General features: G+C 57.2%; 15 protein-coding genes. 10 read left to right on the top strand and 5 right to left on the bottom strand.

Annotated features, from left to right (window positions below):
- Positions 1–42: 42 nt before the first annotated feature.
- Positions 43–1,170 (bottom strand): branched-chain amino acid ABC transporter substrate-binding protein, encoded by a 1,128-nt coding sequence (locus AC1ME2_RS07850; protein WP_480440222.1) that lies wholly within the window; start codon positions 1,168–1,170, stop codon positions 43–45.
- Positions 1,171–1,509: 339 nt separating this feature from the next.
- On the opposite strand from AC1ME2_RS07850, the gene AC1ME2_RS07845 reads away from it, so the two are divergent.
- Positions 1,510–1,815 (top strand): DUF2288 domain-containing protein, encoded by a 306-nt coding sequence (locus tag AC1ME2_RS07845; RefSeq protein WP_480440220.1) that lies wholly within the window; start codon positions 1,510–1,512, stop codon positions 1,813–1,815.
- 323 nt (positions 1,816–2,138) lie between these two features.
- Here AC1ME2_RS07845 and rapA read toward each other — a convergent pair whose 3' ends face one another.
- Entirely contained in the window at positions 2,139–4,985 is a 2,847-nt protein-coding gene (gene rapA, locus AC1ME2_RS07840) for an RNA polymerase-associated protein RapA (RefSeq protein WP_480440217.1), read from the bottom strand.
- Between the two features lie 218 nt (positions 4,986–5,203).
- On the opposite strand from rapA, the gene AC1ME2_RS07835 reads away from it, so the two are divergent.
- The 3 genes from AC1ME2_RS07835 to ccoM all read left to right on the top strand — a co-directional run bounded on the left by AC1ME2_RS07835 (position 5,204) and on the right by ccoM (position 6,136).
- Positions 5,204–5,536, top strand: coding sequence for an aspartate-semialdehyde dehydrogenase (locus AC1ME2_RS07835; protein WP_480440214.1), 333 nt, complete (start codon positions 5,204–5,206; stop codon positions 5,534–5,536).
- Positions 5,537–5,705: 169 nt separating this feature from the next.
- Complete coding sequence (locus tag AC1ME2_RS07830) at positions 5,706–5,867, top strand: hypothetical protein (RefSeq protein WP_480440212.1); 162 nt, start codon at positions 5,706–5,708, stop codon at positions 5,865–5,867.
- A gap of 152 nt (positions 5,868–6,019) precedes the next feature.
- Entirely contained in the window at positions 6,020–6,136 is a 117-nt protein-coding gene (gene ccoM, locus AC1ME2_RS07825) for a cytochrome c oxidase subunit CcoM (protein WP_480440210.1), read from the top strand.
- Between the two features lie 106 nt (positions 6,137–6,242).
- On the opposite strand, the gene AC1ME2_RS07820 is transcribed toward ccoM, so the two are convergent.
- Together AC1ME2_RS07820 and AC1ME2_RS07815 are read right to left on the bottom strand one after the other, a co-directional pair.
- Complete coding sequence (locus tag AC1ME2_RS07820; RefSeq protein ID WP_480440208.1) at positions 6,243–6,713, bottom strand: MaoC family dehydratase; 471 nt, start codon at positions 6,711–6,713, stop codon at positions 6,243–6,245.
- Between the two features lie 63 nt (positions 6,714–6,776).
- Positions 6,777–7,721 (bottom strand): alpha/beta hydrolase, encoded by a 945-nt coding sequence (locus AC1ME2_RS07815; RefSeq protein ID WP_480440207.1) that lies wholly within the window; start codon positions 7,719–7,721, stop codon positions 6,777–6,779.
- 199 nt (positions 7,722–7,920) lie between these two features.
- Between AC1ME2_RS07815 and fadD2 the strand changes: the two genes are divergently transcribed.
- The 6 genes from fadD2 to AC1ME2_RS07785 all read left to right on the top strand — a co-directional run bounded on the left by fadD2 (position 7,921) and on the right by AC1ME2_RS07785 (position 23,539).
- A complete protein-coding gene (gene fadD2 / locus AC1ME2_RS07810) occupies positions 7,921–9,609 on the top strand; it encodes a long-chain-fatty-acid--CoA ligase FadD2 (RefSeq protein ID WP_480440206.1) in 1,689 nt (562 codons plus the stop codon).
- Positions 9,610–9,976: 367 nt separating this feature from the next.
- Positions 9,977–11,668, top strand: a complete 1,692-nt coding sequence (gene fadD1, locus AC1ME2_RS07805; RefSeq protein ID WP_480440204.1) for a long-chain-fatty-acid--CoA ligase FadD1 — start codon at positions 9,977–9,979, stop codon at positions 11,666–11,668.
- A 213-nt stretch (positions 11,669–11,881) separates the two neighbouring features.
- Positions 11,882–15,793 carry an ATP-dependent RNA helicase HrpA gene (gene hrpA / locus AC1ME2_RS07800; RefSeq protein ID WP_480440203.1) on the top strand — a complete coding sequence of 1,304 codons (3,912 nt, stop codon included), beginning with the start codon at positions 11,882–11,884 and terminating at the stop codon, positions 15,791–15,793.
- 311 nt (positions 15,794–16,104) lie between these two features.
- Positions 16,105–17,226, top strand: a complete 1,122-nt coding sequence (locus AC1ME2_RS07795; protein ID WP_480440202.1) for a beta-ketoacyl-ACP synthase III — start codon at positions 16,105–16,107, stop codon at positions 17,224–17,226.
- 120 nt (positions 17,227–17,346) lie between these two features.
- Positions 17,347–22,353 (top strand): NEL-type E3 ubiquitin ligase domain-containing protein, encoded by a 5,007-nt coding sequence (locus AC1ME2_RS07790; protein WP_480440200.1) that lies wholly within the window; start codon positions 17,347–17,349, stop codon positions 22,351–22,353.
- 61 nt (positions 22,354–22,414) lie between these two features.
- Positions 22,415–23,539, top strand: coding sequence for a GNAT family N-acetyltransferase (locus AC1ME2_RS07785; protein WP_480440199.1), 1,125 nt, complete (start codon positions 22,415–22,417; stop codon positions 23,537–23,539).
- A 97-nt stretch (positions 23,540–23,636) separates the two neighbouring features.
- Here AC1ME2_RS07785 and AC1ME2_RS07780 read toward each other — a convergent pair whose 3' ends face one another.
- Positions 23,637–25,469, bottom strand: coding sequence for an ABC transporter ATP-binding protein (locus AC1ME2_RS07780; protein ID WP_480440198.1), 1,833 nt, complete (start codon positions 25,467–25,469; stop codon positions 23,637–23,639).
- Positions 25,470–25,486 lie beyond the last annotated feature (17 nt).

The raw sequence follows: 25,486 nt of genomic DNA, 5'->3' as shown, positions 1-25,486 counted from the left end.
CTGTGGATGCAGTGGGCTTTGGGTGAGTCACAAGCTTGTCGATTATTTCAACGGAGCTTCAGTTTTGGTGCCGTCTTTGTGCCAGGTATAGACCACGAATTTGAAGTCTTTCAGGTCGCCCTTGTTATCGAAGCTCAGGTCGCCGGTCGGGGTCTTGAAGGTGCCCGCGTGGATAGCTGCAGCCACTTTGGCGGTGTCTTCACTGCCGGCTTTCTTGATGCCTTCCGCGATCACTTCAACTGCGGCGTAAGCCGGGAATACGAACGGGCCGCTCGGGTCTTCTTTCTTCGCAGCAAATGCTTCTACCAGTGCCTTGTTGGAAGGGTCCTGGTCGAAAGATTTAGGCAGCGTGACCAACAGACCTTCGGAAGCATCCTGAGCGATCTGGGAGATCGATGCGTTACCCACGCCTTCTGGACCCATGAAGCCGGCTTTCAGGCCTTTCTCTTTCGCCTGACGCAGGATCAGACCCAGCTCAGGGTGGTAGCCGCCGTAGTAAACGAAGTCGACGTTGGCTTGTTTCATCTTCGCGATCATCGAGGAGAAGTCTTTGTCGCCAGCGTTGATGCCTTCGAACAGAGCGACTTTTATGCCTTTGCTTTCGAGGGTTTTCTTAACGGCTGTCGCGATGCCTTCACCGTACTGTTGCTTGTCGTGGATGACAGCGACAATTTTCGGTTTGACGACATCAGCGATGTAGTTACCGGCCGCTGGACCCTGAGCACTGTCCAGACCGATGGTGCGGAAGATCATTTTGTAGCCACGAGCGGTGATTTCCGGGCTGGTAGCGGCCGGGGTCACCATGATGATGCCTTCGTCTTCGTAAATGTCCGAAGCGGGTTGAGTCGAGCTGGAGCACAGGTGACCCACAACGAATTTCACGCCATCGTTGACGACTTTGTTGGCGACCGCGACCGCTTGTTTCGGATCACAGGCATCGTCGTATTCAACGGCTTCGAGTTTCTTGCCATCAACGCCGCCTTTGGCGTTGATTTGCTCAATGGCCATTTTGGCACCACTGAACTGCATGTCGCCGTATTGGGCAACAGCACCGGTTTTAGGGCCGGCGATACCGATTTTGATGGTATCTGCAGCGAACGAATGGCTGGCAACCCCCGCCAGAACCAATGCGGCAAACAGCTTGGAAATCTGCTTAGTACCCTTAGTCATGATGCTCCACTCTTGTGTTTTAATTTTTATAATCCTGGCGGCCAAAGCTGCAGGACCGGATTAGAAACGCCCGGTCATCCCCCTGGCAACTGTACCGGTACAGTGTAGAGCGCCGGTTTGTCGCTTGAAAAGCTGGCTGCTGGGAGGAAAACCATATGATGTCGCTTAATTGAAAGAAAGATACAGAATCGAGCCGACTTCCTGGCTATGTGAGCTGCACATATCAGTCGGCACCCCCGGTCGTTTCTGAACCCTTCGTACAATCAACCACTTAAATCTGGGTTTGTCTGTAGAAATTGCGGCGCTATGATTGCGCCGATTTTCTCTTTGGTGAAACCCATGACGCAAGAAGCTAGCACCCTCTATGCCAAACTGCTTGGCGAAACCGCAGCAATCACCTGGAGTGAATTGCAACCATTCTTTGCGAGGGGTGCCCTGTTGTGGGTCGAAGCACCTTTGGATTTGATCGAAGTGGCTCACGCAGTGGCCGAAAATCAGGCCGATAAAGTGGCTGCGTGGCTAGCAGCAGGGGATGTCAGCAAGGTGGCTGAATCGCGGGCGCTGGATCTTCTCGAGCGCGATCCACCGATGTGGGCGGTTGTCGTGGCGCCTTGGGTGCTGATCCAGGATAGGGCGCAGGTCTGATTTAGCGCCCTTTATTGGTGCGATATGAATGTGGGGTGAGTACGCAGGTAACCCGCAAGCAAATGGCTGATGCTGTGTCGTAGCGAAAAGCCCCACGCTGGGTGACGGTTTTTCGTGGGTAGGGTGGGGGATAAGCCGGATATGCCAGTGGTAACGGCCTGAAATACCCCTTCGGTCCATTCGCGAATAAATTCGCTCCCACAAATCTCGAAAATCCTGTGTGCGAATTCATTCGCGAAGGCGGTGCCGGCTCAATCGCTAGTCATTTGCTAGAAATAACAAAGCCCGCATCAGCGGGCTTTGTTATTTACACGTTCAGCAGATCAACCCGCCACCAACACCCGAATCGCTTCCAGGCGCAGTGCAGCTTTGTCGAGCATGGCCAGACCCTGTTCGCGTTGTTTGCGCAAGGCAACCAGTTCGCTGTCGCGCACGGTAGGATTGACGGCTTGTAACGCCGTCAGACGCGCCAGTTCTTCATCGGTATCGGCGGCCAGACGACGTTGCGCTTCGGCCACGCGCTCGGCGTGTTTCGGCGCGATCTTGGCTTCGCCAGCATTGATCTGCGGGTTGAGCACATCACGCTGCGCCTGGATGAACTTGTTAGCGCTGGCACGTGGCACGCTTTCCAACTGCTCATTCAAGGTCACGAATGACACGCGACCCGACAGGTCGTTGCCATTGGTGTCGAGCAAGCAGCGCAGTGCCGCTGGCGGCAGGTAGCGCCCGAGCTGCAACGAGCGGGGCGCGACGACTTCGCTGACATAGAGCAGTTCCAGCAACACGGTGCCGGGTTTCAGCGCCTTGTTCTTGATCAGTGCCACCGCTGTGTTGCCCATGGAACCGGCCAACACCAGGTCCATGCCGCCCTGGACCATCGGGTGCTCCCAGGTGAGGAACTGCATGTCTTCACGCGCGAGCGCCTGATTGCGGTCGTAAGTGATGGTCACGCCTTCGTCATCGCCCAGCGGGAAGCTGGCGTCGAGCATTTTTTCGCTCGGTTTGAGGATCAGTGCGTTTTCCGAATGGTCTTCGCTGTCGATACCAAAGGCGTCGAACAGGGTCTCCATGTAGATCGGCAGTGTGAATTGATCATCCTGTTCAAGAATCGCTTCAACCAGTGCTTCGCCTTCGCCGGCGCCGCCAGAGTTGAGCTCCAGCAAGCGGTCGCGTCCGCTGTGCAGTTCACCTTCCAGACGAATGCGCTCGTTGCGCGCATCGTCGACCAGGGTTTGCCACTCGCCGTCATCGCCACTTTCCAGCAGCGGCAGCAGACGCGGGCCGAATGTGTGCTGCAGGGCATTGCCGGTCGGGCAGGTATTGAGGAAGGCGTTCAGTGCTTCGTGATACCACTGGAACAGGCGCTCTTGCGGGCTGGTTTCCAGATACGGTACATGCACCTCGATGATGTGCTTCTGGCCGATTCGGTCGAGACGACCGATCCGTTGTTCCAGCAGGTCTGGGTGTGCCGGCAGATCGAACAGTACCAGATGATGGGCGAACTGGAAGTTGCGACCTTCGCTACCGATTTCCGAGCAGATCAGCACTTGGGCGCCAAATTCTTCATCGGCGAAGTACGCAGCGGCGCGGTCACGTTCGAGGATGTTCATGCCTTCATGGAACACCGTGGCCGGGGTCCCTGAACGCACGCGCAGAGCGTCTTCCAGGTCCATCGCGGTTTCGGCGTGGGCGCAGATCACCAGCACTTTGACGCGCTTGAGCATTTTCAGGGTGTCGATCAACCAGTCGACCCGCGGATCGAAGCGCCACCAGCGTTCTTCTTCAGTGATGTCCGGTTGCGACTGGAAGCTGACTTCCGGGTACAGGTCGGCATGTTCGCCCACCGGCAACTCCATGTATTGGACCGGGCAGGGCAATGGATACGGGTGCAGTTTGCGCTCCGGGAAACCTTGCACGGCGGCCCGAGTATTACGGAACAGCACGCGGCCGGTGCCATGGCGGTCCAGCAGCTCGCGGATCAGGCGTGCACTGGCTTCGGTATCGCCGTCGGCCACAGCGCCCAGCAGGGCCTCGCCTTCGGCACCGAGGAAGCCGTGGATGGTCTCGTGCGCCTTAGGCGACAGGCGACCCTGATCGAGCAACTCCTGCACCGCTTCGGCCACCGGGCGATAGTTTTCGCTTTCGGCGCGAAACGCGTGCAGGTCATGGAATCGATTTGGATCGAGCAGACGCAGACGGGCGAAGTGGCTGTCCTGACCCAGTTGTTCCGGGGTGGCGGTCAGCAGCAGAACGCCAGGAATGACTTCGGCCAGTTGCTCGACCAGGGAATACTCAGGGCTGGCTTGTTCTTCGTGCCAGACCAAGTGGTGAGCTTCGTCGACTACCAGCAGATCCCAGCCAGCGGCAAACAGCGCGTCCTGGGCTTTTTCATCGTCGACCAGCCACTCCAGCGCGACCAGCGCCAGTTGGGTGTCTTCGAAGGGGTTGCCGGCATCGCTTTCGATAAAGCGTTCGGCGTCGAACAGCGCCACTTGCAGGTTGAAGCGGCGACGCATTTCTACCAGCCATTGGTGCTGGAGGTTTTCCGGAACCAGGATCAGAACCCGATTGGCGCGGCCAGACAGTAATTGACGATGGATCACCAGGCCGGCTTCGATGGTTTTGCCCAAGCCCACTTCGTCAGCCAGCAGAACCCGTGGCGCGATACGGTCAGCGACTTCGCGGGCGATGTGCAACTGGTGAGCAATCGGCTGCGCACGGACGCCGCCCAGCCCCCAAAGCGACGACTGCAACTGACGGCTGGTGTGTTCCAGTGTGTGATAACGCAGCGAGAACCAGGCCAGAGGGTCGATCTGCCCGGCAAACAGACGGTCAGAGGCCAGACGGAACTGAATAAAGTTCGATAGCTGGGTTTCCGGCAGGGTGACAGGTTCGTTCTGGGTATTGAGGCCGTGGTAGACCAGCAGCCCGTCGACGTCGTCGACTTCGCGCACGGTCATTTTCCAGCTTTCGAAGTGCGTGATCACATCGCCCGGCGAAAAGCGTACGCGTGTGAGCGGTGCATTACGCAGCGCGTACTGGCGGGTATCGCCAGTGGCCGGATAGAGCACGGTCAGCAAGCGGCCGTCCTGCGCCAGAACGGTGCCCAAACCCAGCTCGGCTTCGCTGTCACTAATCCAGCGTTGCCCCGGTTGATACTGCTGCGCCATGCTGCCTGACTCCCGCCGTGAAAAGCCGACTATGTTAACGGATCAGCGCACCCAAACCAAAGGGCACCGTCAAAACAGCCCGCACTCATTGGATATGTGGCCATGGACACGGCTGTGCGAGGGCACTTGTTGACCAGAACATAGTCGAAACTTTTGTGTTCAGCGGCTCAAGCTGCAGAACCTGCAGCCGACAGCCTGCTTACAGGAGAACAATAACTATGCTGCCACCGATGATTCCGCTGAGTGCAGCGCCCATTACCTCTCAACTCGATCCCGCCAAGCAAAGACCGGATATTCCGCCGGTGGTGCCTGTGCAGCCCAGTTCCAATGAAAGCACCATCGACCTGCGCAATCGCGACCCCGAGCAGACCGCGTTGTTGCTGCGCGAAGAACTGCAACGTCGCCGGGAAAGACAGCGCAAGGGACAGCCGGAGCCAGAAGAACGGCTGGCGATCCCTGGCAATTCGTTGAACGCCGATAACACGGTACCGGTGGTGGCGTTGATCGATGACGAGCCGAGGCAGGGATTGTGGGTGGATGTGGAGGTTTGAGTCGCTCAGAGGTGCTGCGTCGGGCCCTTTGCAGGCAAACCTGCTCTCACAGGGATCACGCGCCTGCGAGGCTTTGAACATTTTGTGGTGCTAGCACCTATCAGCGCTGGTCACGGCCGTAATCCCCCCGCATTATTGTCAGTACTCCCGTGTTCAAGACGTACAGGCCATGAGCGAAGACGACAAATTGATAGACTTGGGCGCTGAACGCGCCAAGCGCACGCACGATCTCAATGACAAGCGTCTCAACGAAGTACGCCAGGCTTTCGAGCAGGCGCTGCCGATGGGCAAAGGAAAGAAAAAGCCCAAGAGCAAACCGAAAAAGCCCTGATTGTTCGTCTTCCCCCTCCTATTTTTGACCCAGATCAGTTGTTCGTTGCGTGCCGCGCGCTGTCGCGGTGGCGCTTGATCTGGATCAATTTCCTCCCGCGTCACCTTGGTTAATCTAGCTCTATCGAACAGGGTTAATCAGGGGCGGCAGTTATGTTTTTCGATAATGTGGTTATCGCAGGTGTTGTCACCGTAGGCCTGATGGTGTTGTTTTTTGCCGGCCTGGGACTATTTATCTGGAAGGACTCGCACAAGCGCAAACAACGCTGAGAGTCGTTTCGGTACACGAGCACGCAAGGCACTTTGGGCGACTTCGGTCGCCTTTTTTTCGTCTCGACTTTAGTCGTGCCCGCACCAAAGCGCGGGCGCAGTGACCTCAGCCGATGCTGATTGGCGGCAAGGTAGGCAGGGTGACGGTCTGTTGTTTGCGAGGGGCGAGGATCTCGGCTTCGCCGTCCACTACCAGCTCATCTCGCTGGTTGAATACGCGGGTAGCGATGCGTACGCGGAATTTGGGCAGCTTTTCCAGAATTTCCAGGCGCACGGTCAGGGTGTCGCCAATTTTCACTGGCTTCTGAAAGCTCATTTGCTGACCGATATAAATAGTGCCCGGTCCAGGCAGCTCACATGCCACTGCCGCGCTGATCAATGCACCGCTGAACATGCCATGGGCAATACGCTCTTTGAACATGGTCTGGGCGGCGAATTCAGGATCAAGGTGCACCGGGTTGTGATCGCCCGACATCGCAGCGAATAACTGGATGTCACGCTCTTCGACAGTTTTGCTGTAGCTGGCGGTTTGGCCGACTTCGAGAGCTTCGTAAGGCGTGTTGGTGACTTGAGTCATTGAATAATCCTGTGGCGTGTTGGTTGACGATTAACGTATCGATGTCTTGAAAAAGCTATTCATTCATTCGGTGCGCGGAGGTCGTGGGTTTGACAGAGCGTGCTCCAGCCACGCGAGTAAATCACGAGTGACTTCGTCGCGGTTGGTTTCATTAAGCAGTTCGTGCCGCGCCTGTGGGTAAATTTTCAGCGCTAGCGCTTGATTACCCGCCGAAATCAAGGCATCGGCAAGGTCTTTGAGACGCTTGCCATTGCTGACGGGATCACATTCGCCGCCGATCACCAGCAGAGGCAGGCCCGGATCAATCTGCGCGAGGTTCGTCGGTTTGCTGATTTGCTGCAACCCGGCCAGCATGTCGAGCCAGAATTGGTTGGTGCAACGGAAGCCGCATAGCGGATCGTTCACGTAACGGTCGACCTCTTGCGGATCGCGACTGAGCCAGTCGAACGCCGTACGCGTGGGCTTGAAGGCTTTGTTGAACGAGCCGAACGATAGCCATTCGATCAACGCACTGCGCCCGGTCGCACCTTGACGCAAACGCTCTAGCCTGGCAATCAGGCTGGCGCTGCGATAAAGAGAAGCCGGCTGAAAGTTCGACCCGCTAAGAATTGCGCCTTGCAGGCTGGCGCTGTGATGCAGCAGGTACGCCTGGGCGATGTAGCTGCCCATGCTGTGGCCCATCAGAAAAACCGGTAGGCCCGGATGCTTCTGGCCGATGTACTGCCTCAGGCAGGCCAGATCGCCCACCACCTTGTTCCAGCCATCCGCATCGGCGTAGTGCCCGAGCACGCCGTGGGCGGCGGTTTTACCATGGCCGCGTTGATCCGGGGCATAGAGTTCGAAGCCGGCTGCACTCAAGGCTGCGCCGAAACGCTCATAGCGGGCGCTGTGCTCGGCCATCCCGTGGGACAGCATCACGACCGCCCTTGGCGCGACAGGTGGATACCAATGATTGACGTAGAGGCGGCTGTGATCATTGGTATCGAGCCAGAAAGCATCGTGATTCATGGCGATTCCTTGTGCCTAGCGTGACATTTGCTTGCAGTGTATCGCTCATCGACAAATTGCAGTCCGATCGGCAGTAAGATTCACGCTGTTGATGACGTGTTGCGCGCTATTTGCCTTGTTGGTGTTAGCTGCTACCGTCCGGAAAGCCCCGCTTTTAATGCAGCGGGCCAGGCATACTCAGGTAAGAGGAAAAAAAACAATGCAACCTGAATTCTGGAACGACAAACGCCCTGCAGGCGTTCTCTCTGAGGTGGATCTCGGTGCTTACAAGTCAGTGATCGAAGTGTTCGAGCGCTGCTGCAAGGCATTCGCTGATCGTCCGGCCTTTAGCAATATGGGGGTCACTATCACCTACGCAGAGCTGGAGCGTTACTCGGCCGCGTTCACCGCCTACTTGCAAACACAGACCGACCTGCAGCCAGGCGATCGCATCGCCGTGCAAATGCCGAACTTGCTTCAATACCCCATCGCGGTGTTTGGTGCGTTGCGTGCGGGCCTGATCGTGGTCAACACCAACCCACTGTACACCGCTCGTGAAATGCGCCATCAGTTCAAGGATTCCGGCGCCCGTGCGCTGGTCTACCTGAACATGTTCGGCAAGCTGGTACAGGAAGTGCTGCCCGACACCGACATCCAGTACCTGATCGAAGTAAAGATGGGCGATATGCAACCGCCGGCTAAAGGCTGGCTGGTCAACACTATCGTCGAGAAGGTCAAGAAGATGGTCCCGGCGTTTGACCTGCCGCAGGCCGTCTCGTTCAAGAGCGTATTGAAGCTGGGGCGTGGTCATCATCTGCAAGGGGTCAAGGTCGGCATTGATGACATTGCTGTACTGCAATATACCGGCGGCACCACTGGTTTGCCCAAAGGTGCGATGCTCACCCATGGCAACCTGGTGGCGAACATGCAGCAGGTGTATGCCTGCATGCTGCAACATGGCCCGGACGGCAGCCAACTCTTCAAGCAAGGCAGCGAGGTGATGATCGCGCCGTTGCCGCTTTATCACATCTATGCCTTCACCGCGAATTGCATGTGCATGATGGTAAGTGGCAACCACAACGTGCTGATCACCAACCCTCGGGATATTGGCGGCTTCATCAAAGAGCTGAAAAAATGGCGTTTCTCGGCGTTGCTGGGGCTGAACACGCTGTTCGTAGCGCTGATGGAACACCCTGACTTCAAAAGCCTGGACTTCTCCAACCTCAAACTCACCAACTCCGGGGGCACTGCACTGGTCAAGGCCACGGCCGAACGCTGGCAGCAACTCACCGGTTGCCGAATTGTTGAAGGTTACGGTCTGACTGAAACCTCGCCAGTGGCGTGCACCAACCCCTATGGCGACAAGGCACGGCTGGGCACGGTGGGCATTCCGGTGCCCGGTACGGCGTTGAAAGTAACCGATGACAGTGGTGCTGAGCTTGCGATTGGAGAGCGTGGCGAGCTGTGTATCAAAGGCCCGCAGGTCATGAAGGGCTATTGGCACCGACCTGATGCCACCGCTGAAGTGCTGGATGCCGAAGGCTGGTTGAAAACCGGCGACATCGCGGTGATCGACCCGGACGGCTTTGTACGCATCGTCGATCGCAAGAAAGACATGATCATCGTCTCTGGCTTCAACGTGTACCCCAATGAAATCGAAGATGTCGTCATGGCTCACCCTAAGGTCGCCAGTTGCGCGGTGATCGGCGTGCCTGATGATCGCTCGGGCGAAGCGGTGAAGCTGTTCGTGGTGGCGCGGGAGATGGGCGTCAGTGTTGAAGAGCTCAAGGCCTACTGCAAAGAAAACTTCACCGGCTATAAAGTGCCCAAGCACATCGTGTTACGCGACTCATTACCAATGACCCCGGTGGGCAAGATCCTGCGTCGCGAACTGCGCGATATTGCCTGACCATGAGGAGTGTCTGACACACCTCCATCGCGAATAAATTCGCTTCCACAGGTTATTCACAATTCTGTGGGAGCGAATTTATTCGCGAATGGCTTGACGCGAAACGCCTGAAATATTGCCATCGCGGTGTCTCTGATACCCCATTTTTCGCCAAACAGTATGCTTGCTCTAAATGTGACCAAATATTATTTAAAGTCACGATTATGACTGTTTGGGCCGCTATTGGCTCTAGTCGACCCTTGGCAAAGCTGCTACTCTCGGCCCGCTTTTGGACCTCTCGGTGAGCAAAAAGCTCTGTAACAAAACACAAGAAATCATCGCATTTAAGCGGTGTGTAGAATTCGCTGTCGCTGAGGAGTCGGCTTCCATGCTCGAAAATTTCTGGAAGGATAAATACCCGTCTGGCATTGCTGCCGATATCAATCCTGACGAGTATCCAAATATTCAGGCGGTATTGAAGCAATCATGCCAGCGTTTCGCCAATAAACCGGCTTTCAGCAACCTGGGCAAGACCCTCACTTACGCTGAGATGTATGAGTTGTCGGGTGCTTTTGCTGCTTATCTACAGCAGCACACGGACCTGCAACCGGGCGACCGTATCGCGGTGCAATTGCCCAACCTGCTGCAATACCCAATCGCTGTGTTCGGAGCCATTCGTGCCGGCTTGATTGTGGTCAACACCAACCCGCTGTACACCGCACGGGAAATGGAACACCAGTTCAACGACTCCGGCGCGAAGGCGTTGGTGTGCCTGGCGAACATGGCGCATCTGGCCGAGAGCGTGGTGCCCAAGACCAAGGTGCAGCACATCATCATCACCGAAGTGGCGGACATGCTGCCACCGCTCAAGCGTCTGCTGATCAACAGCGTGATCAAGTACGTGAAGAAAATGGTCCCGGCGTTTCATTTGCCCAAGGCGATCAAATTCAACGACGTACTGAGCAAAGGCCGTGGCCAGCCGGTCAAGGACGCTTCGCCTGTCGGCAGCGACGTCGCAGTGTTGCAGTACACCGGCGGCACCACGGGTGTGGCCAAGGGCGCCATGCTGACCCACCGTAATCTGATTGCCAACATGCTGCAGTGCAAGGCGCTGATGGGCTCCAACCTGCATGAAGGGTGCGAGATTCTGATCACGCCACTGCCGCTGTACCACATCTATGCCTTCACCTTTCACTGCATGGCGATGATGCTGATCGGCAACCACAACATCCTGATCAGCAATCCGCGCGACCTTTCGGCGATGGTCAAGGAGCTGTCGAAGTGGAAGTTCAGTGGTTTTGTCGGCCTTAACACCCTGTTCGTGGCGCTGTGCAATAACGAGGCATTCCGCAAACTCGACTTCTCCGCGTTGAAAGTCACCCTGTCCGGCGGCATGGCCCTGCAATTGTCAGCCGCCGAGCGCTGGAAAGAAGTGACCGGCTGCGGGATCTGCGAAGGTTACGGCATGACCGAAACCAGCCCGGTGGCCACGGTCAACCCGATCCAGAGTATTCAGATAGGCACCATTGGTATTCCAGTGCCCTCAACGTTGTGCCGGGTCATTGATGACGCGGGCAATGAGCTGCCGTTGGGCGAGGTGGGTGAACTGTGCGTCAAAGGCCCGCAGGTCATGAAGGGCTACTGGCAGCAGCAGGCCGCTACCGATGAAATGCTCGACGCCGAGGGCTGGTTGAAAACCGGCGATATCGCGATCATTCAGCCAGACGGCTACATACGCATCGTTGATCGCAAAAAAGACATGATTCTGATCTCCGGTTTCAACGTCTACCCCAACGAACTCGAAGATGTGCTGGCGACCCTGCCCGGCGTATTGCAGTGTGCAGCCATCGGTATTCCGGATGAGAAATCCGGCGAGGCGATCAAGCTGTTCATCGTCGCCAGACCGGGCGTGACCCTGACCAAAGAGCAGGTCATGGAACACATGCGTGCCAATGTCACTGGCTACAAAGTGCCGAAGTCCGTGGAGTTTCGCGATGCGCTGCCGACCACCAACGTCGGCAAGATCCTGCGTCGGCAACTGCGAGATGACGAACTGAAAAAGCGCAGCCTGAAAAAATAAGCCAAGCATCACACCCCAAGCCCCGCCATTGCTGGGCTTGTTGGTTTTAGCGGTGGTGTCGGCCCTATTCGCAGGCAAGCCTGCTCCCACAGAAGTACGCGGTCCCCTGTGGGAGCAGGCTTGCCTGCGAATGGGGTCTGGCAGTTGTCCTATCCACAGGCAAATCTGCGACAATCCCCGCCTTTGCACCCATCAAAAGACTTTGCGCACCTGATGACTGACGAATCGCCCTCCATCGACCAACTGCTGAAAAACCTCGACCACGCGATGATTTCTGATCGTCATCGCTTTCGTCGTCAGTTGCATGAGCTTCAAAAGAAGCCCGACGAGGCCAAGCTGGCGCAGTGGTCGGCGCGCGTGCAGGCGTCTTTTGCCCAGGTCACGGCCCGGCGCGACAGCCTGCCGGTGATTCGCTACGACGACAGCCTGCCAATTGCCGCCAAACGCGACGAGATCAAGGCGGCGTTGCTCAAGCATCAGGTGCTGATCATTGCGGGCGAAACCGGCTCAGGCAAAACCACGCAGTTACCGAAGATCTGCCTGGAAATCGGTCGCGGCCAGCACGGCCTGATCGGCCACACCCAGCCGCGTCGGATCGCTGCCCGCAGCGTGGCGAGCCGGGTTGCTGAAGAACTGGGCACGCCGTTGGGCGCGCTGGTTGGCTATCAAGTGCGTTTCGAAGATCAAAGTGACAGCAATACCCTGATCAAGCTGATGACCGACGGTATTCTGCTGGCTGAAACCCAGCACGACCGCTATCTGGAACGCTACGACACGATCATCGTCGACGAAGCCCACGAACGCAGCCTGAACATCGACTTCCTGCTCGGCTACTTGAAAACCCTGCTGCCGCGTCGCCCTGACCTGAAGCTCATCATCACCTCAGCGACCATCGACCTGCAGCGTTTCTCCGAGCATTTCAATGATGCACCGATTGTTGAAGTCTCTGGCCGCACGTTCCCGGTGGAAACCTGGTATCGCCCACTGACGTCCCAGCAGGACGAGGAGGGCAATGCGGTCGAGGATGACTTGACGGTCGATCAGGCGATTCTGGCAACGCTTGATGAACTGGAGGCATTCGAGCGCAGCGAACGCAAGAGTCCTGGCGATGTGCTGGTATTTTTGCCGGGCGAACGGGAAATCCGTGATGCGGCGGAAATGCTGCGCAAGGCTCAACTCAAACACACCGAAATCCTGCCGTTGTACGCACGCCTGTCGCCAGCCGAGCAGCAGCGGATTTTTCAGTCCCACCCGGGAAGGCGTGTGGTGCTGGCGACCAACGTTGCCGAAACCTCGCTGACGGTGCCGGGCATTCGCTACGTGATTGACAGCGGCACTGCGCGGATCAGCCGTTACAGCTACCGCGCCAAGGTTCAGCGCCTGCCCATCGAAGCAGTTTCGCAAGCCAGCGCCAACCAGCGCAAGGGCCGTTGCGGCCGGGTCGAGCCGGGTCTGTGCGTGCGCCTGTACAGCGAAGAAGATTTCAACGGCAGACCGGAATTCACCGATCCGGAAATCCTGCGGACCAACCTGGCGGCAGTGATTTTGCAGATGCTGCATTTGCGTCTGGGCGAGATCACCGATTTCCCCTTTATCGAGCCGCCCGATGGCAAGGCCATCAGCGACGGTTTCAACCTGTTGCAAGAGCTGTCGGCGGTCAACCGCGAGAACCAGCTGACGCCGTTGGGTCGTCAACTGGCGCGCCTGCCGGTGGACCCACGTATGGGTCGCATGTTGCTGGAAGCAGCCAAACAAGGCAGCTTGCAGGAAGTCTTGATCGTTGCCAGCGCCATGTCCGTGCAGGACGTTCGCGAACGTCCGCCTGAGCGGCAACAGGCGGCGGATCAGGCTCACGCGCAATGGAAGGACATCGATTCGGACTTCGCCGGGCTGGTCAATCTGTGGCGCGGTTTTGAAGAGCAACGCCTGGCCCTGACTGCCAGCCCGCTGCGCAATTGGTGCCGCAAGAACTTCCTCAATTACCTGCGCTTGCGCGAGTGGCGCGACTCCCATCGGCAATTGAGCCTGATCTGCCGCGACCTGCAGTTGACGGTCAACCAAGAACCGGCCGATTACACCAAGTTGCACAAGGCCGTGCTGTCCGGCTTGCTCAGCCAGATCGGTCAGAAGACCGAAGACGGCGATTACTTGGGTGCGCGCCAGCGGCGGTTCTGGATTCATCCGTCGTCCGGGCTGGGCAAGAAACGCCCACAATGGCTGATGGCCGCCGAGTTGGTGGAAACCACCAAGCTCTATGCGCGCATGGTGGCCAAGATCGATGCGGACTGGATCGAGCCGCTGGCCGGGCATCTGATCAAGAAAAATCATTTCGAACCGCATTGGGAGAAGAAGCGCGGCCAAGTCGTGGCGTTCGAGCAGATCACCCTGTTCGGCTTGATCGTGGTCGGTCGGCGTCCGGTGCATTACGGTCCAATCGATCCTCAAGTGTCCCGCGAGCTGTTTATCCGTGAAGCGTTGGTGCGTGGCGAGATTCTTTCGCGGGCCAAATGCCTGACCGCCAATACTCAATTGCTGGAACAACTCGACGAGCTGGAGGCCAAGGCGCGCCGTCGTGACATTCTGGCCGACGAAGACACACTGTTCAGTTATTACGAAGCACGGGTCCCGGCGGAGATTCATCAAACCGCGACCTTCGACAGTTGGTACAAGGTCGAAAGCCAGAAAAATCCGCAGTTGCTGATCATGCGCGAAGAAGACGTGCTGGCCCGCGAAGCCAGCGAAATCACGGCCGCATATTACCCGGACACCTTGCGTCTGGGCGATTTGATCCTGGCGCTGAGTTATCACTTCGAGCCCAATCATCCGCGCGACGGTGTGACGCTGCGGGTGCCTGCGCCTTTGCTGCCAGCGTTGCCTGGCGAGCGTCTGGAATGGCTGGTGCCTGGGTTGCTGGAAACCAAATGCATCGCGTTGGTGCGCAACTTGCCCAAAGCGGTTCGCAAAAACTTCGTGCCGGTGCCTGACTTTATCAAGGCCGCGTTGCAGCGCATCACCTTCGGCGAGGGCTCGTTGCCGCATGCGCTGGGGCGTGAGCTGCTGCGCATGACCGGCGCACGGGTGACGGACGAAGCCTGGGTCGAAGCGGCCCAGCAGCTCGACGGCCATCTGAAGATGAACCTGGAAATCCTCGACGGCAGCGGTAAATTCCTCGGTGAAGGACGTGAGCTGGCCCAGTTGACGGCGCGTTTCGCCGAGGCCAGTCAGGCTGCATTGGCCGCGCCGCAAACGTCGAAAAACCAGTTGCCTGTCGAGGCCAAAATCTTCGCCCCGGTGGCCGAAAAAACCCAACAAAACATCGCGGGCCTGTCGATGACGGTGTACCCGGCGCTGGTCGAAGACGCGGGCACGGTCAAGGAAGGGCGCTTCTCGACGCCTGCTGAAGCCGAGTATCAGCACCGTCGTGCCTTGCAGCGTTTGCTGTTGCAACAACTTGCCGAGCCGGCCAAGTTCTTGCGCAGCAAGCTGCCAGGGCAAACCGAGCTGGCGTTGCTTCACCGCGAACTGGGACGGATCGATGGGTTGGTCGAAGACATTCTGCTGGCCAGTCTCGACAGCTGCATTCTCGACTGCGAAGTCAGCCTGCCGCGCGACGGGGCCGGGCTGGCAGCGCTGGCCGAACGCAAACGTGCCGGCTGGACCGAGCACGCTGAGCGCCTGGCGAAACTGACACTGGAGATCCTCACCCTGTGGCACGGTCTGCAAAAACGCTTCAAGGGCAAGATTGATCTGGCACAGGCGGTAGCGCTCAACGACATCAAGTCGCAGCTGAAACACCTGGTGTATCCGGGATTCGTTCGCGAAACGCCTGCGCAGTGGCTCAAGGAGCTGCCACGCTATTTGAAGTCCATCGAGATGCGCCTGGAAAAACTGCCCGGCCAAGTGCAGAAAGACCGCCTCTGGAGCACCGAGCTGGCTGACGTGTGGGCTCAGTATCAGGCCCGCGCCGGCAAGCATGCCCAGGAAGGTAAACGCGACGCGGAGTTGGTGGTGTACCGCTGGTGGCTGGAGGAATATCGTGTGTCGCTGTTTGCCCAGCAACTGGGGACAAAAATTCCGGTTTCGGACAAGCGCCTGAGTAAGCAATGGAGCCAGGTGGATGGCTGAATAGCGCGAAAATCGGGCCGATATGGCACACTTCGCACCATTATTCGCAGACTGTCTGATAGAGCGTTGCTGACAGCGCCGACGTCTTCGCGAATGAATTCGCTCCCACAGCGGAATGCAATCAAATTGTGGGAGCGAATTCATTCGCGAAGACGGACGCTCAGGCGCCGGAAATCGGCCCGCCTGCCAAATGATTCAACCTGAAACCCGTGCCTTAACGGGACAATTTTCCGTACGTATTGGTACGTTGGTACCAATGCTCATGCCCAGCAGGTCGTTGCTTGCGACGATCAAATAAGAGAGGAACGACCGTGCATAACGTCGTCATCAGTGGCACTGGCCTGTATACCCCGGCCAACAGCATTTCCAACGATGAGCTGGTGCAGTCTTTCAATGCCTATGTCGCCCTGTTCAATGCCGAAAACGCGTCAGCGATTGAGCGCGGAGACGTTCAGGCCCTGACGGAGTCGAGCGCTGCTTTTATCGAAAGAGCCTCGGGCATCAAGAGCCGCTTCGTCATGGACAAGCAAGGCATCCTTGATCCGTTGCGCATGGCGCCGCGGTTGCCAGAACGTTCCAATGACGAGTGGTCGATCCTCTGTCAGATGGGCGTTGCAGCCGCCGAACAAGCCTTGCAACGTGCAGGCAAAACCGCTGCCGATATCGACTGCGTGATCGTCGCCTGCTCCAACCTGCAACGTGCTTATCCGGCGATCTCTATCGAAATTCAGGAAGCACTGGGTGTCCAGGGCTTCGGCTTTGACATGAGCGTTGCCTGTTCGTCCGCGACATTCGGTATCCAGCAGGCGTGCAACACCGTTCAGTTGGGCCAGGCCCGCGCGGTATTGGTCATAAGCCCGGAAATCTGCACCGGCCACTTGAATTTCCGTGACCGCGACAGCCACTTCATCTTTGGCGATGCCGCTACGGCCGTGGTGATCGAGCGCGCAGACCTGGCGACCTCGCCGCACCAGTTCGACATTGTCAGCACCAAGCTGCTGACCAAGTTCTCCAATAACATTCGCAACAACTTCGGCTTCCTCAACCGCGCAGGGGAAGAGGGCATTGGTGCCCCGGACAAGCTGTTCGTGCAGGAAGGCCGCAAAGTGTTCCGTGACGTGTGCCCGATGGTTGCTGAACTCATCGCGACCCATTTGCAGGAAAATAACTTGAACGTCGGTGATATCAAACGGTTTTGGTTGCATCAAGCCAACCTCAGCATGAATCACTTGATCGTGAAAAAGCTGTTGGGCCGCGAAGCCACGGTGGAAGAGGCACCAGTGATCCTGGACACCTACGCCAATACCAGCTCGGCGGGGTCGGTCATCGCTTTTCATAAATACCAGGACGACTTGCCCAAGGGTGCGTTATCGGTGCTCAGCTCTTTCGGCGCCGGGTATTCGATTGGCAGCGTGATTTTGCGTAAACGTTAATCCACATCTGTCGGTGGGCACCCGGTAATAAACAGCCTGGGTGCTACTTTGTTATGTACGGATGACCCCTTCAAACACATAGCCTGAACAACTTCTTCAGTTGTAATAAGGCTTTGTCCGATGTCCGATTTAATCATCAGTTCCCCTGTTCAACCTGCAACCGACCTTGATGATGGTGTGTTCGCTCCGTGGAATGAAAACCGAGCCAATCATGGATTTATAAAAAGTCGTCTTCCTGCCTGGTACAGCGGTGCCTCCACGGAACTACGCGCGGCGTTGCGCAAAAGCCAACTGTTCAGTTTGTTTTCTCGACGCGACGTGGAACCACTGCGTAAAAAACTAAAATCCGTTAAAGCCTTTGCCGAACCGTTGCTGGAACAGCAGTTGGTTGACACCTTCAGTTTCCGTCTGGATTTGCACAAGAACGATTTGGTGACCATGCACACTCAAACGTTCTTGGGTGTGGATCAACGTCGCCCGTTCAGGCAAAGCCTGCTTCAAGCAGCGTTGCAAAACTTCGAAGCGTTTGAAGCGCAAGAGGGCGGATTTGAGCGCGGCGCTGCATTGCTCCCCGACGACGGCTTGCAACTGCAACTGGTCGCTGGGACAGGCGTCAACGGCCGCTATCCGCGGTTTCGTTTTCGTTACTCCGGAGTTATCGGGATCAAGCCTGCTCAATTTGGCGAGATGTGTCGCCGGCTTGATTTAGGCGCCCGTTATCAAACGCATCTAGACAGCGTTTTTAAACCGCCCGCTTTACCGGAGCAGTCGGCTGACGAACGAGCGCTTGAGGTTGCAGGCAAGTTTCAACGCAGCGAGCAAGACAGTGTTCAAGTGCTGGCGCACATCGCGCTCATGAAAAAACACATCTCCCTGGCGGCCTACGACATGTTATTGGCATTGACCACGCCGGGAAGCACTCCGATGTGGGGTGTAGAGCCAGTTCGCCATGGCTGGTTGCGGATGCTGGACTCCATCGGCGAACACGGGAATATGTTATTAGGCGCGATGTTTATCGAGCCCGATAAAGACGACGACGAAGCCCTGCCGTGCCTGGTGTACATGCCGGGGGAACCTGAGCACCCACTCAAAGAATATGTGTCGTTCAAAGCCTTTACTGACACGCTGCGTCGCAAACTCTCCGCGAGTGCCTACCAGGACTATTTCCGGCGTTTCATCAGTTTGCGTGAACACCAACGGTTTTTCGTAAGGCTTAATGAGCGGCTTATGCCGTTGCGTCCGCTGGATGGCAATCCCCTGAGTACCGGCTTGCGCCGCCGGTTATTTGATGAACGTGCGGAGCTATCGTTGGAGAAGTTTGTGTACTCGCCGGCGCCGTTTCAAATGCTGTACGAGCATCTGTTACTCAAGACGTATGAGGACTCGCGGGTGCTGGCGGTTCCTACGGGAGAGGAGGACCAAAAAAACCGTATGGAACGGCTGCAGGCCTATGAGTCGGCAGGTGTGGATCTGCTTAATATTGCGTCTTTTTTTATCCCGATCTTGGGCGCAGCAATGGCAGTAATTGCCGTAGAGCACGTGTTGTCCGATATCTTTATCGGAATTCAGGAGTGGGAGGACGGCGAAATCGACGAGGCGTTCAGTCACCTGTTCGGTGCCGCTGAAAATATTGCGCTTGCGGGAGCAGTGGGGGCTATAGCCGGTACTCAGGCTTCCTCCGCTGCAAGCGCACCGTCGGCATTTATTGAAAATATGGTTTCGGTAACGCTGAAAAATGGTCAGACCCGACTCTGGAAAGCTGATTTGGCCCCGTTCCAGCAGGAACTCACATTGCCTAATTGGGTGATGGCTAACGCCGAGGCGCGTATTGAGGTGGAAGGCAAAAGCTATTTGCCTTTGGCGGGCAAGTACTACCAAGTCGATTTCGATGTGAAGTTGAAACGGTGGCGGCTCAAACACCCGACCCGCGCTGATCGATATTCACCTGTTCTCAATCATAACGGCGCGGGCGCCTGGCGCCATGAGGGCGAAAACCCCATGGGTTGGGACCTGCACACGTTATTTAGACGCTTGCACCCAGGGCTAGACGGAACATCCGAGCAAACCATCGAACGCATCATGGCGGTTACGCATGCCGATGAAACGCTCTTGCGCCGGGTGCACGTGGATAACATCAAGCCGCCCGCGTTGTTGAGCGATTCGATCTCCAGATTCCAGATTGAGCATCAAATCGATGCGTTCATTACCGCAATGAACAGCGGCAATTTGCATGAGTTCAACCTGCCAAATATCAACCCTTACCTGGAGCTGTTGACGTTTTTGCCCGGATGGCCGAAGGCGCGGGTACTGCGTTTGCTCGATTCGCAGGGTGTCGAGCTGCAAGTGTTCGGCACGCCTGGCTCCGCATTGCCGGCGATTGACCTGACCTATCTTCCGGGGCAAATGGACGATGTCATCACCTCGACCTTGGCCTCGCTGACGCCAGACGAAGTCGAGACGCTGCTGGGTGACTACAACCCCAGACGGCAAAGTCAGAGCAGCCGTTTAGCAGAGCAGCTTGCTGAGGTTGCAACGTTGCGAAGTGGCTCCTTGCATGACGGTATTTATCAGGCCAACACGCCTGCTGAAGGGCCTTCAGTAAAACTGATTCGGCGTGATTTTCCGGCGCTTCCGACCGGTGTAGCCAATGAACTGCTTGAGTCTGCCAGCGCCCAGGAAATTTCCCGGATGACCCTTTCGTCGCGCTTGCCGCTGCGCATGGCGGAGCAGGCGCGGGAATATCAGCAACAACTGCGCTTGAATCGCGTTAACGAGGGCTTCTACTTCAAGGGCGGCGACTCTCCTGACCTTGCCACCGCAGGCGTGAGTTTGTTATCGCGCTTGCCTGGCTGGCCGGAAAACCTGGCGCTTGAAATCCGCGAGGGTATTTTTTCCGGTGAGCTGCTCGCCAGCGTGGGGGATTACCAGACCTCGGCTCGGCGCTGGGTATTGGTGAAGTCCGGCCAGCGTTATCAAACGTTAGACAGCGTCGGCAATTCCATCGACAGTGGCGGTCATCCCTTTTTCAGCGCCGTGTTGCAGGCTCTTCCGTCAGATGCGCGAGCGGCCATTGGCTTATCGAGCGATGCTACCGAGTCAGCGCTGCGTGCAGCCCTGGGGGACATCGCCGTCGGACAGCGAGACGCGGTTGCTTTGGCCTTGGGCATGCAAAAAATAAACCCCGGCTTTAAATGGCCGCAACGCCTGGCCGACGGTCGCCTGGGTTATCCCTTGAGTGGAAGGTTTAGACGATTATTTTCCCGCTTCGGACTCGGCGCCAGAAATCACTCCGCTGAGCTGGCAGTGAAAAGCCTTTTTCCCGGCATGGAGGAGGCCGAGGTCAGGTTGTTTATCAGCGCGTTGCGTGCAGGATATACGGGGCCCTCCAACGACCTGTCGAACTATATCCAAGGGCAGATTCGTGCTATGGAAATCCAATACGAGCAACTTGACGCTACCCTTGATAGCTGGGTGAGTGCGCCTTCTGAGCCGCGAGTCAGAGGCAATAGGGTTTGGTTTGTGACCCAGGAAGATAGGCGTCTCGCTGCGACGCGAATTAAACGCTGCTGGAAAAGACTCAGTCGTAAATGTTACTCCGAGAGAGGACAGTTTCTCGGTTACTCCCTGGATTTGAATCAGCTGGCCATCGGTGAATTGCCTGTTTTGACCGCCCGTTTCGACCATGTCCGCGGCCTTTACATCAACCATATCGGTCTTGACGCAGACGCGATCAACACACTGCTGGGGCAGTTCAGCGATTTGCGCGAGTTATACCTGCGGGACAATGATCTCACCTCTATTCCAGAAGCCTTGAGTGCACATACGGCCCTTGAACAGCTATCTTTGCGGGGCAATCCGTTGGTACTGGATCAACGTTCAGTTAATCGTCTGCAAGGCCTGCTGCAGTTGCGAACGCTCAATCTGAATCATTGTCCGATCGGGCCGCTGTTGGATGTAAGTGGCATGCGCCGTTTAGTCAGGCTCAGCCTACGAGCAACCGGTATTGACGCGTTACCTGCGGGGATCGGCGACTGCGTCAATCTGATCATTCTGGATGCGCGTAATAATCGTATTGGGGATATTCCCGAGACGACTTTCCATGACGCAAGGGCGATCTACCGGCGTCTTCAACTGCACGATAACCCACTCAGCGAAGGCACCCGCGACAGGGCGCGGGGAGCGCTGAGTCACGACGCTATGCGGATTATGGGCATCACTGATGATCGGCCGCATGCCCAGGATGAATTGTCGCCACTTGCCCTATGGCTGACGGAATCATCTGATGAAGAACGGCCCATCAGACTTACTGTTTGGAATGATTTGCAGGCTGAACCTGACAGCTCTGATTTTTTCAGGGTGCTGAATGATCTGACAGCGTCCGCCGATTATCAGGGCAGTCGGCAAGTACTGACCCAGCGTGTGTGGACCGTTTTAGAATCAGCCGTTGCACATGGCGCGTTGCGCGACGAATTGTTCACCTTGGCGGCGCACCCGCAAACCTGTGGCGACGGGATAATGCTGGTGTTTAATGATTTGGAAATCCGCGTACTGGTTTTCAATGTCATGGCGTCGGCACGCGTTGGCGCGCAGGAAACCGAGTTGTTCCAGTTAGCCAGGGGGCTGGAACGACTTGATGAAGTCGAAAAAATTGCTCGAGAGGATATTGCCACCCGGTCGCTTGGCTACCCACCGCTTGATCCGGCGGAGGTTCGGCTGGCTTATCGCATCGGCCTCGCGCAACGGCTGAAATTGCCCCTTCAGCCGAAAGGCATGATTTTCAGTCGTTTGGCTGGGGTGACCGAACAGGCAATCGATGCCGCCGAAGAACAGGTGTTGCAAAGGGAAAAAGCGCCTGCCTTTTTGAACGCCATGATCGCTCGGGACTTCTGGATGGAGTATTTGCAGACGCATTACGCAGCACGCTTTGAACCGGTTCAGACGCCTTTCCATGAGCGCCTTAGCGATCTTGATGATCGGGCCTATGCGACCTTGCGCAATGATGAATATCTGGAGCAAATAGAGTTGATCCGCGAGGAGCGGGCGGTCGCTACTAACCTATTGGCGCTTCAATTGACTCGCGAGATCAAGGCGCGTCAGCCCTTAGGGAGGATCAGTCCGCCGCTTTGATGTGGCCATCGAATGCGCGATACTCGCCAGGCTTGCGGGCAATAACGCTTGGGGAATACTGATGCCGCTACAACGTTTTGACAGTCTTTCAGCACTGGCCCCTGAGCTGTGGGACGCCTTGGTGCCCACTGCCCAGCCTTTTTTACGTCATGCGTTTCTCAGCGCCCTGGAAGACAGCGGCAGCCTCGGCCCGCGCTCCGGTTGGCGTGCAGAACATTTGCTGCATTACGAAGACGGTCAGTTGATTGCGGCGCTACCCAGCTATCGCAAATGGCACTCCTACGGCGAGTACGTGTTTGATCACGCGTGGGCCGATGCCTGTAAACGTGCCGGTATCGATTATTACCCGAAACTGTTGGTGGGCGTGCCGTTCAGTCCGGTGAGCGGGCCGCGTTTGCTGTCGGCGACCCCAGAGGCCGGGATTGAGCTGTTGGCGTGCCTGCCTGGTTACATCGACATCGAAAAGCTGTCGAGCGTGCACATCAACTTCACCGATCCGGTGGCCGATGCCCTGCTGGCGGAACAGCCGGGTTGGTTGCAGCGGCTGGGTTGCCAGTTTCATTGGCAGAATCGTGGTTATCGGGACTTTCAAGATTTTCTCGACGCCTTGAGTTCGCGCAAGCGTAAGCAGATGCGCAAAGAGCGTGAGCAAGTGGCGGGGCAGGGTATTGAGTTCGAATGGCTCGAAGGCCATCAACTGAGCGAAGCGCAATGGGACTTCGTTTATGCCTGCTACGCCAACACCTATGCGGTGCGCCGACAAACGCCGTACCTGACCCGCGAGTTCTTCAGCCTTTTGGCTGCGCGCATGCCTGAAGCGATTCGCGTGGTGTTGGCCAAACAGGGTTCAAGGCCGGTGGCAATGGCGTTCAGCCTGATCGGCGGCGACAGTTTCTATGGTCGTTATTGGGGTTGTCTGGCCGAGTTCGACCGGCTGCATTTCGAGACCTGTTTTTACCAGGGAATGGAATACGCCATCGACAAAGGCTTTCAGCGTTTTGATGCTGGAGCGCAGGGCGAGCATAAGTTGATTCGCGGCTTCGAGCCGGTCATCACCCACTCCTGGCATTACCTGGCGCATTCAGGGTTGAAGGCGGCGGTCAGCGATTTCTTGAAGCAGGAGAGGGTGGGGATTTTGGCCTACGCCGAAGAAGCGCGGGCGGCGTTGCCATATAGGCAGATTTGAAAGTATCTGGCGCCTTCGTGAATGAATTCACTCCCACAGTCACTATTGCACTCCTTTTGTGGGAGCGAATTCATTCGCGAATGGCTTGACGCGGTCTTCAATCAATCCCCACAAACCCACCGGTCTGATGCTGCCATAGCCGCGCATACAGGCCGCCATGTGCCAGCAGTTCAGCGTGGGTGCCGCTCTCGGCGATCTGGCCTTTCTCCAGGACCACCAAACGGTCCATGCGGGCGATGGTCGAGAGCCGGTGGGCGATGGCGATCACGGTCTTGCCTTGCATCAGGCTTTCCAGGCTTTCCTGGATCGCCGCTTCGACCTCCGAATCCAGGGCTGATGTCGCTTCATCCATGATCAGGATGGGCGCGTCCTTGAGCAGTACGCGAGCGATGGCGATCCGTTGACGTTGACCACCCGACAGCTTGACCCCGCGCTCGCCGACATGGGCGTCGAAGCCTGTGCGGCCTTCAGCGTCGGACAGCAGCGGAACAAACTCATCGGCGCGGGCCTTGTGCACCGCTTCCCATAGTTCGCCATCGGTGGCGTCGGGTTTGCCATACAGCAAGTTGTCGCGGATCGAGCGGTGCAGCAGCGAGGTGTCCTGGGTAATCATGCCGATGCGTTCGCGCAGGCTTTCCTGGGCGACGTGAGAAATGTCCTGCCCGTCGACCAGAATCCGTCCACCTTGCAGGTCATACAGGCGCAGCAGCAGGTTGACCAGCGTTGATTTCCCCGCGCCGGATGGCCCAATCAAACCGATTTTTTCGCCGGGTTTGATGTCCAGATTCAGGCCTTGGATGACTCCGCTGCTTTTGCCGTAATGGAAATCGACATTCTCGAACTTCACACCGCCGCGCTCGACCTTCAATGCAGGCGCGGGCTCGCGGTCGGTCACGCTGACCGGTTGGGCGATGGTTTGCAGGCCATCCTGGACCATGCCGATGTTTTCGAAGATGCCGTTGACCACCCACATGATCCAGCCAGACATATTGACGATACGGATCGCCAGCCCGGTCGCCAGAGCGATAGCGCCGACCGAGATCGAGGATTGGGTCCACAGCCACAGCGCCAGGCCCGTGGTGGTGACGATCAATACACCGTTCATGGTGGTGATTACCGTGTCCATGGCCGTGACCACGCGACCGGCCAGCTGGCTTTTTTCGGTCTGCTCGCTGATGGCTTCCCGAGCGTATTGCTGCTCGAAATTAGTGTGAGCGAACAGTTTGAGGGTGGTGATGTTGGTATAGCCGTCGACAATCCGCCCCATCAGCTTGGAGCGCGCTTCCGACGATACAACCGAGCGGTCTTTGACCCGTGGCACGAAGTAGCACAGGGCGAGGATGTAACAGACTATCCAGGTCAGCAGCGGGATCATCAGGCGCCAGTCGGCTTCGGCGAACAGCACCAGTGAGCCGATGGCGTAAATCAGCACATGCCACAATGCGTCCACCGCTTGCACCGCCGAATCACGCAGCGAGTTACCGGTCTGCATGATCCGTTGGGCGATGCGCCCGGCGAAGTCGTTCTGGAAAAAATTGAGGCTCTGCTTGAGCACGTAGCTGTGATTCTGCCAGCGAATCATGCTGGTCATGGCGGGGCTGATGGTCTGGTGCACCAGCAGGTCATGCAGGCCGACGAAGATCGGCCGGAACACCAGCGCAACCACGGCCATCCAGATCAGCTCAGTGCTGTGCACACTGAAAAAATCGGCATTGGGTGTGCCTTGGGCCAGATCGATGATCCGGCTCAGGTAGCTGAACAGCGCCACTTCAATCAGCGCGCCGATCAGCCCGACCACCAGTAACGCGACGAAGCTTGGCCAGACCTGACGCAGGTAGTAGATGTAAAACGACAGGACTTGGTTCGGTGGAGCGGCAGTGGGGGCGTCACGAAAAATATCGATCAGTTGTTCAAAACGACGATAGAGCATTGGTTCTGACGCCCACC

It is taken from the genome of Pseudomonas sp. ASL9, assembly GCF_056680335.1.
Note: the sequence above shows the minus strand (reverse complement) of the source record. Positions and strands in the feature narration are given on the sequence as shown.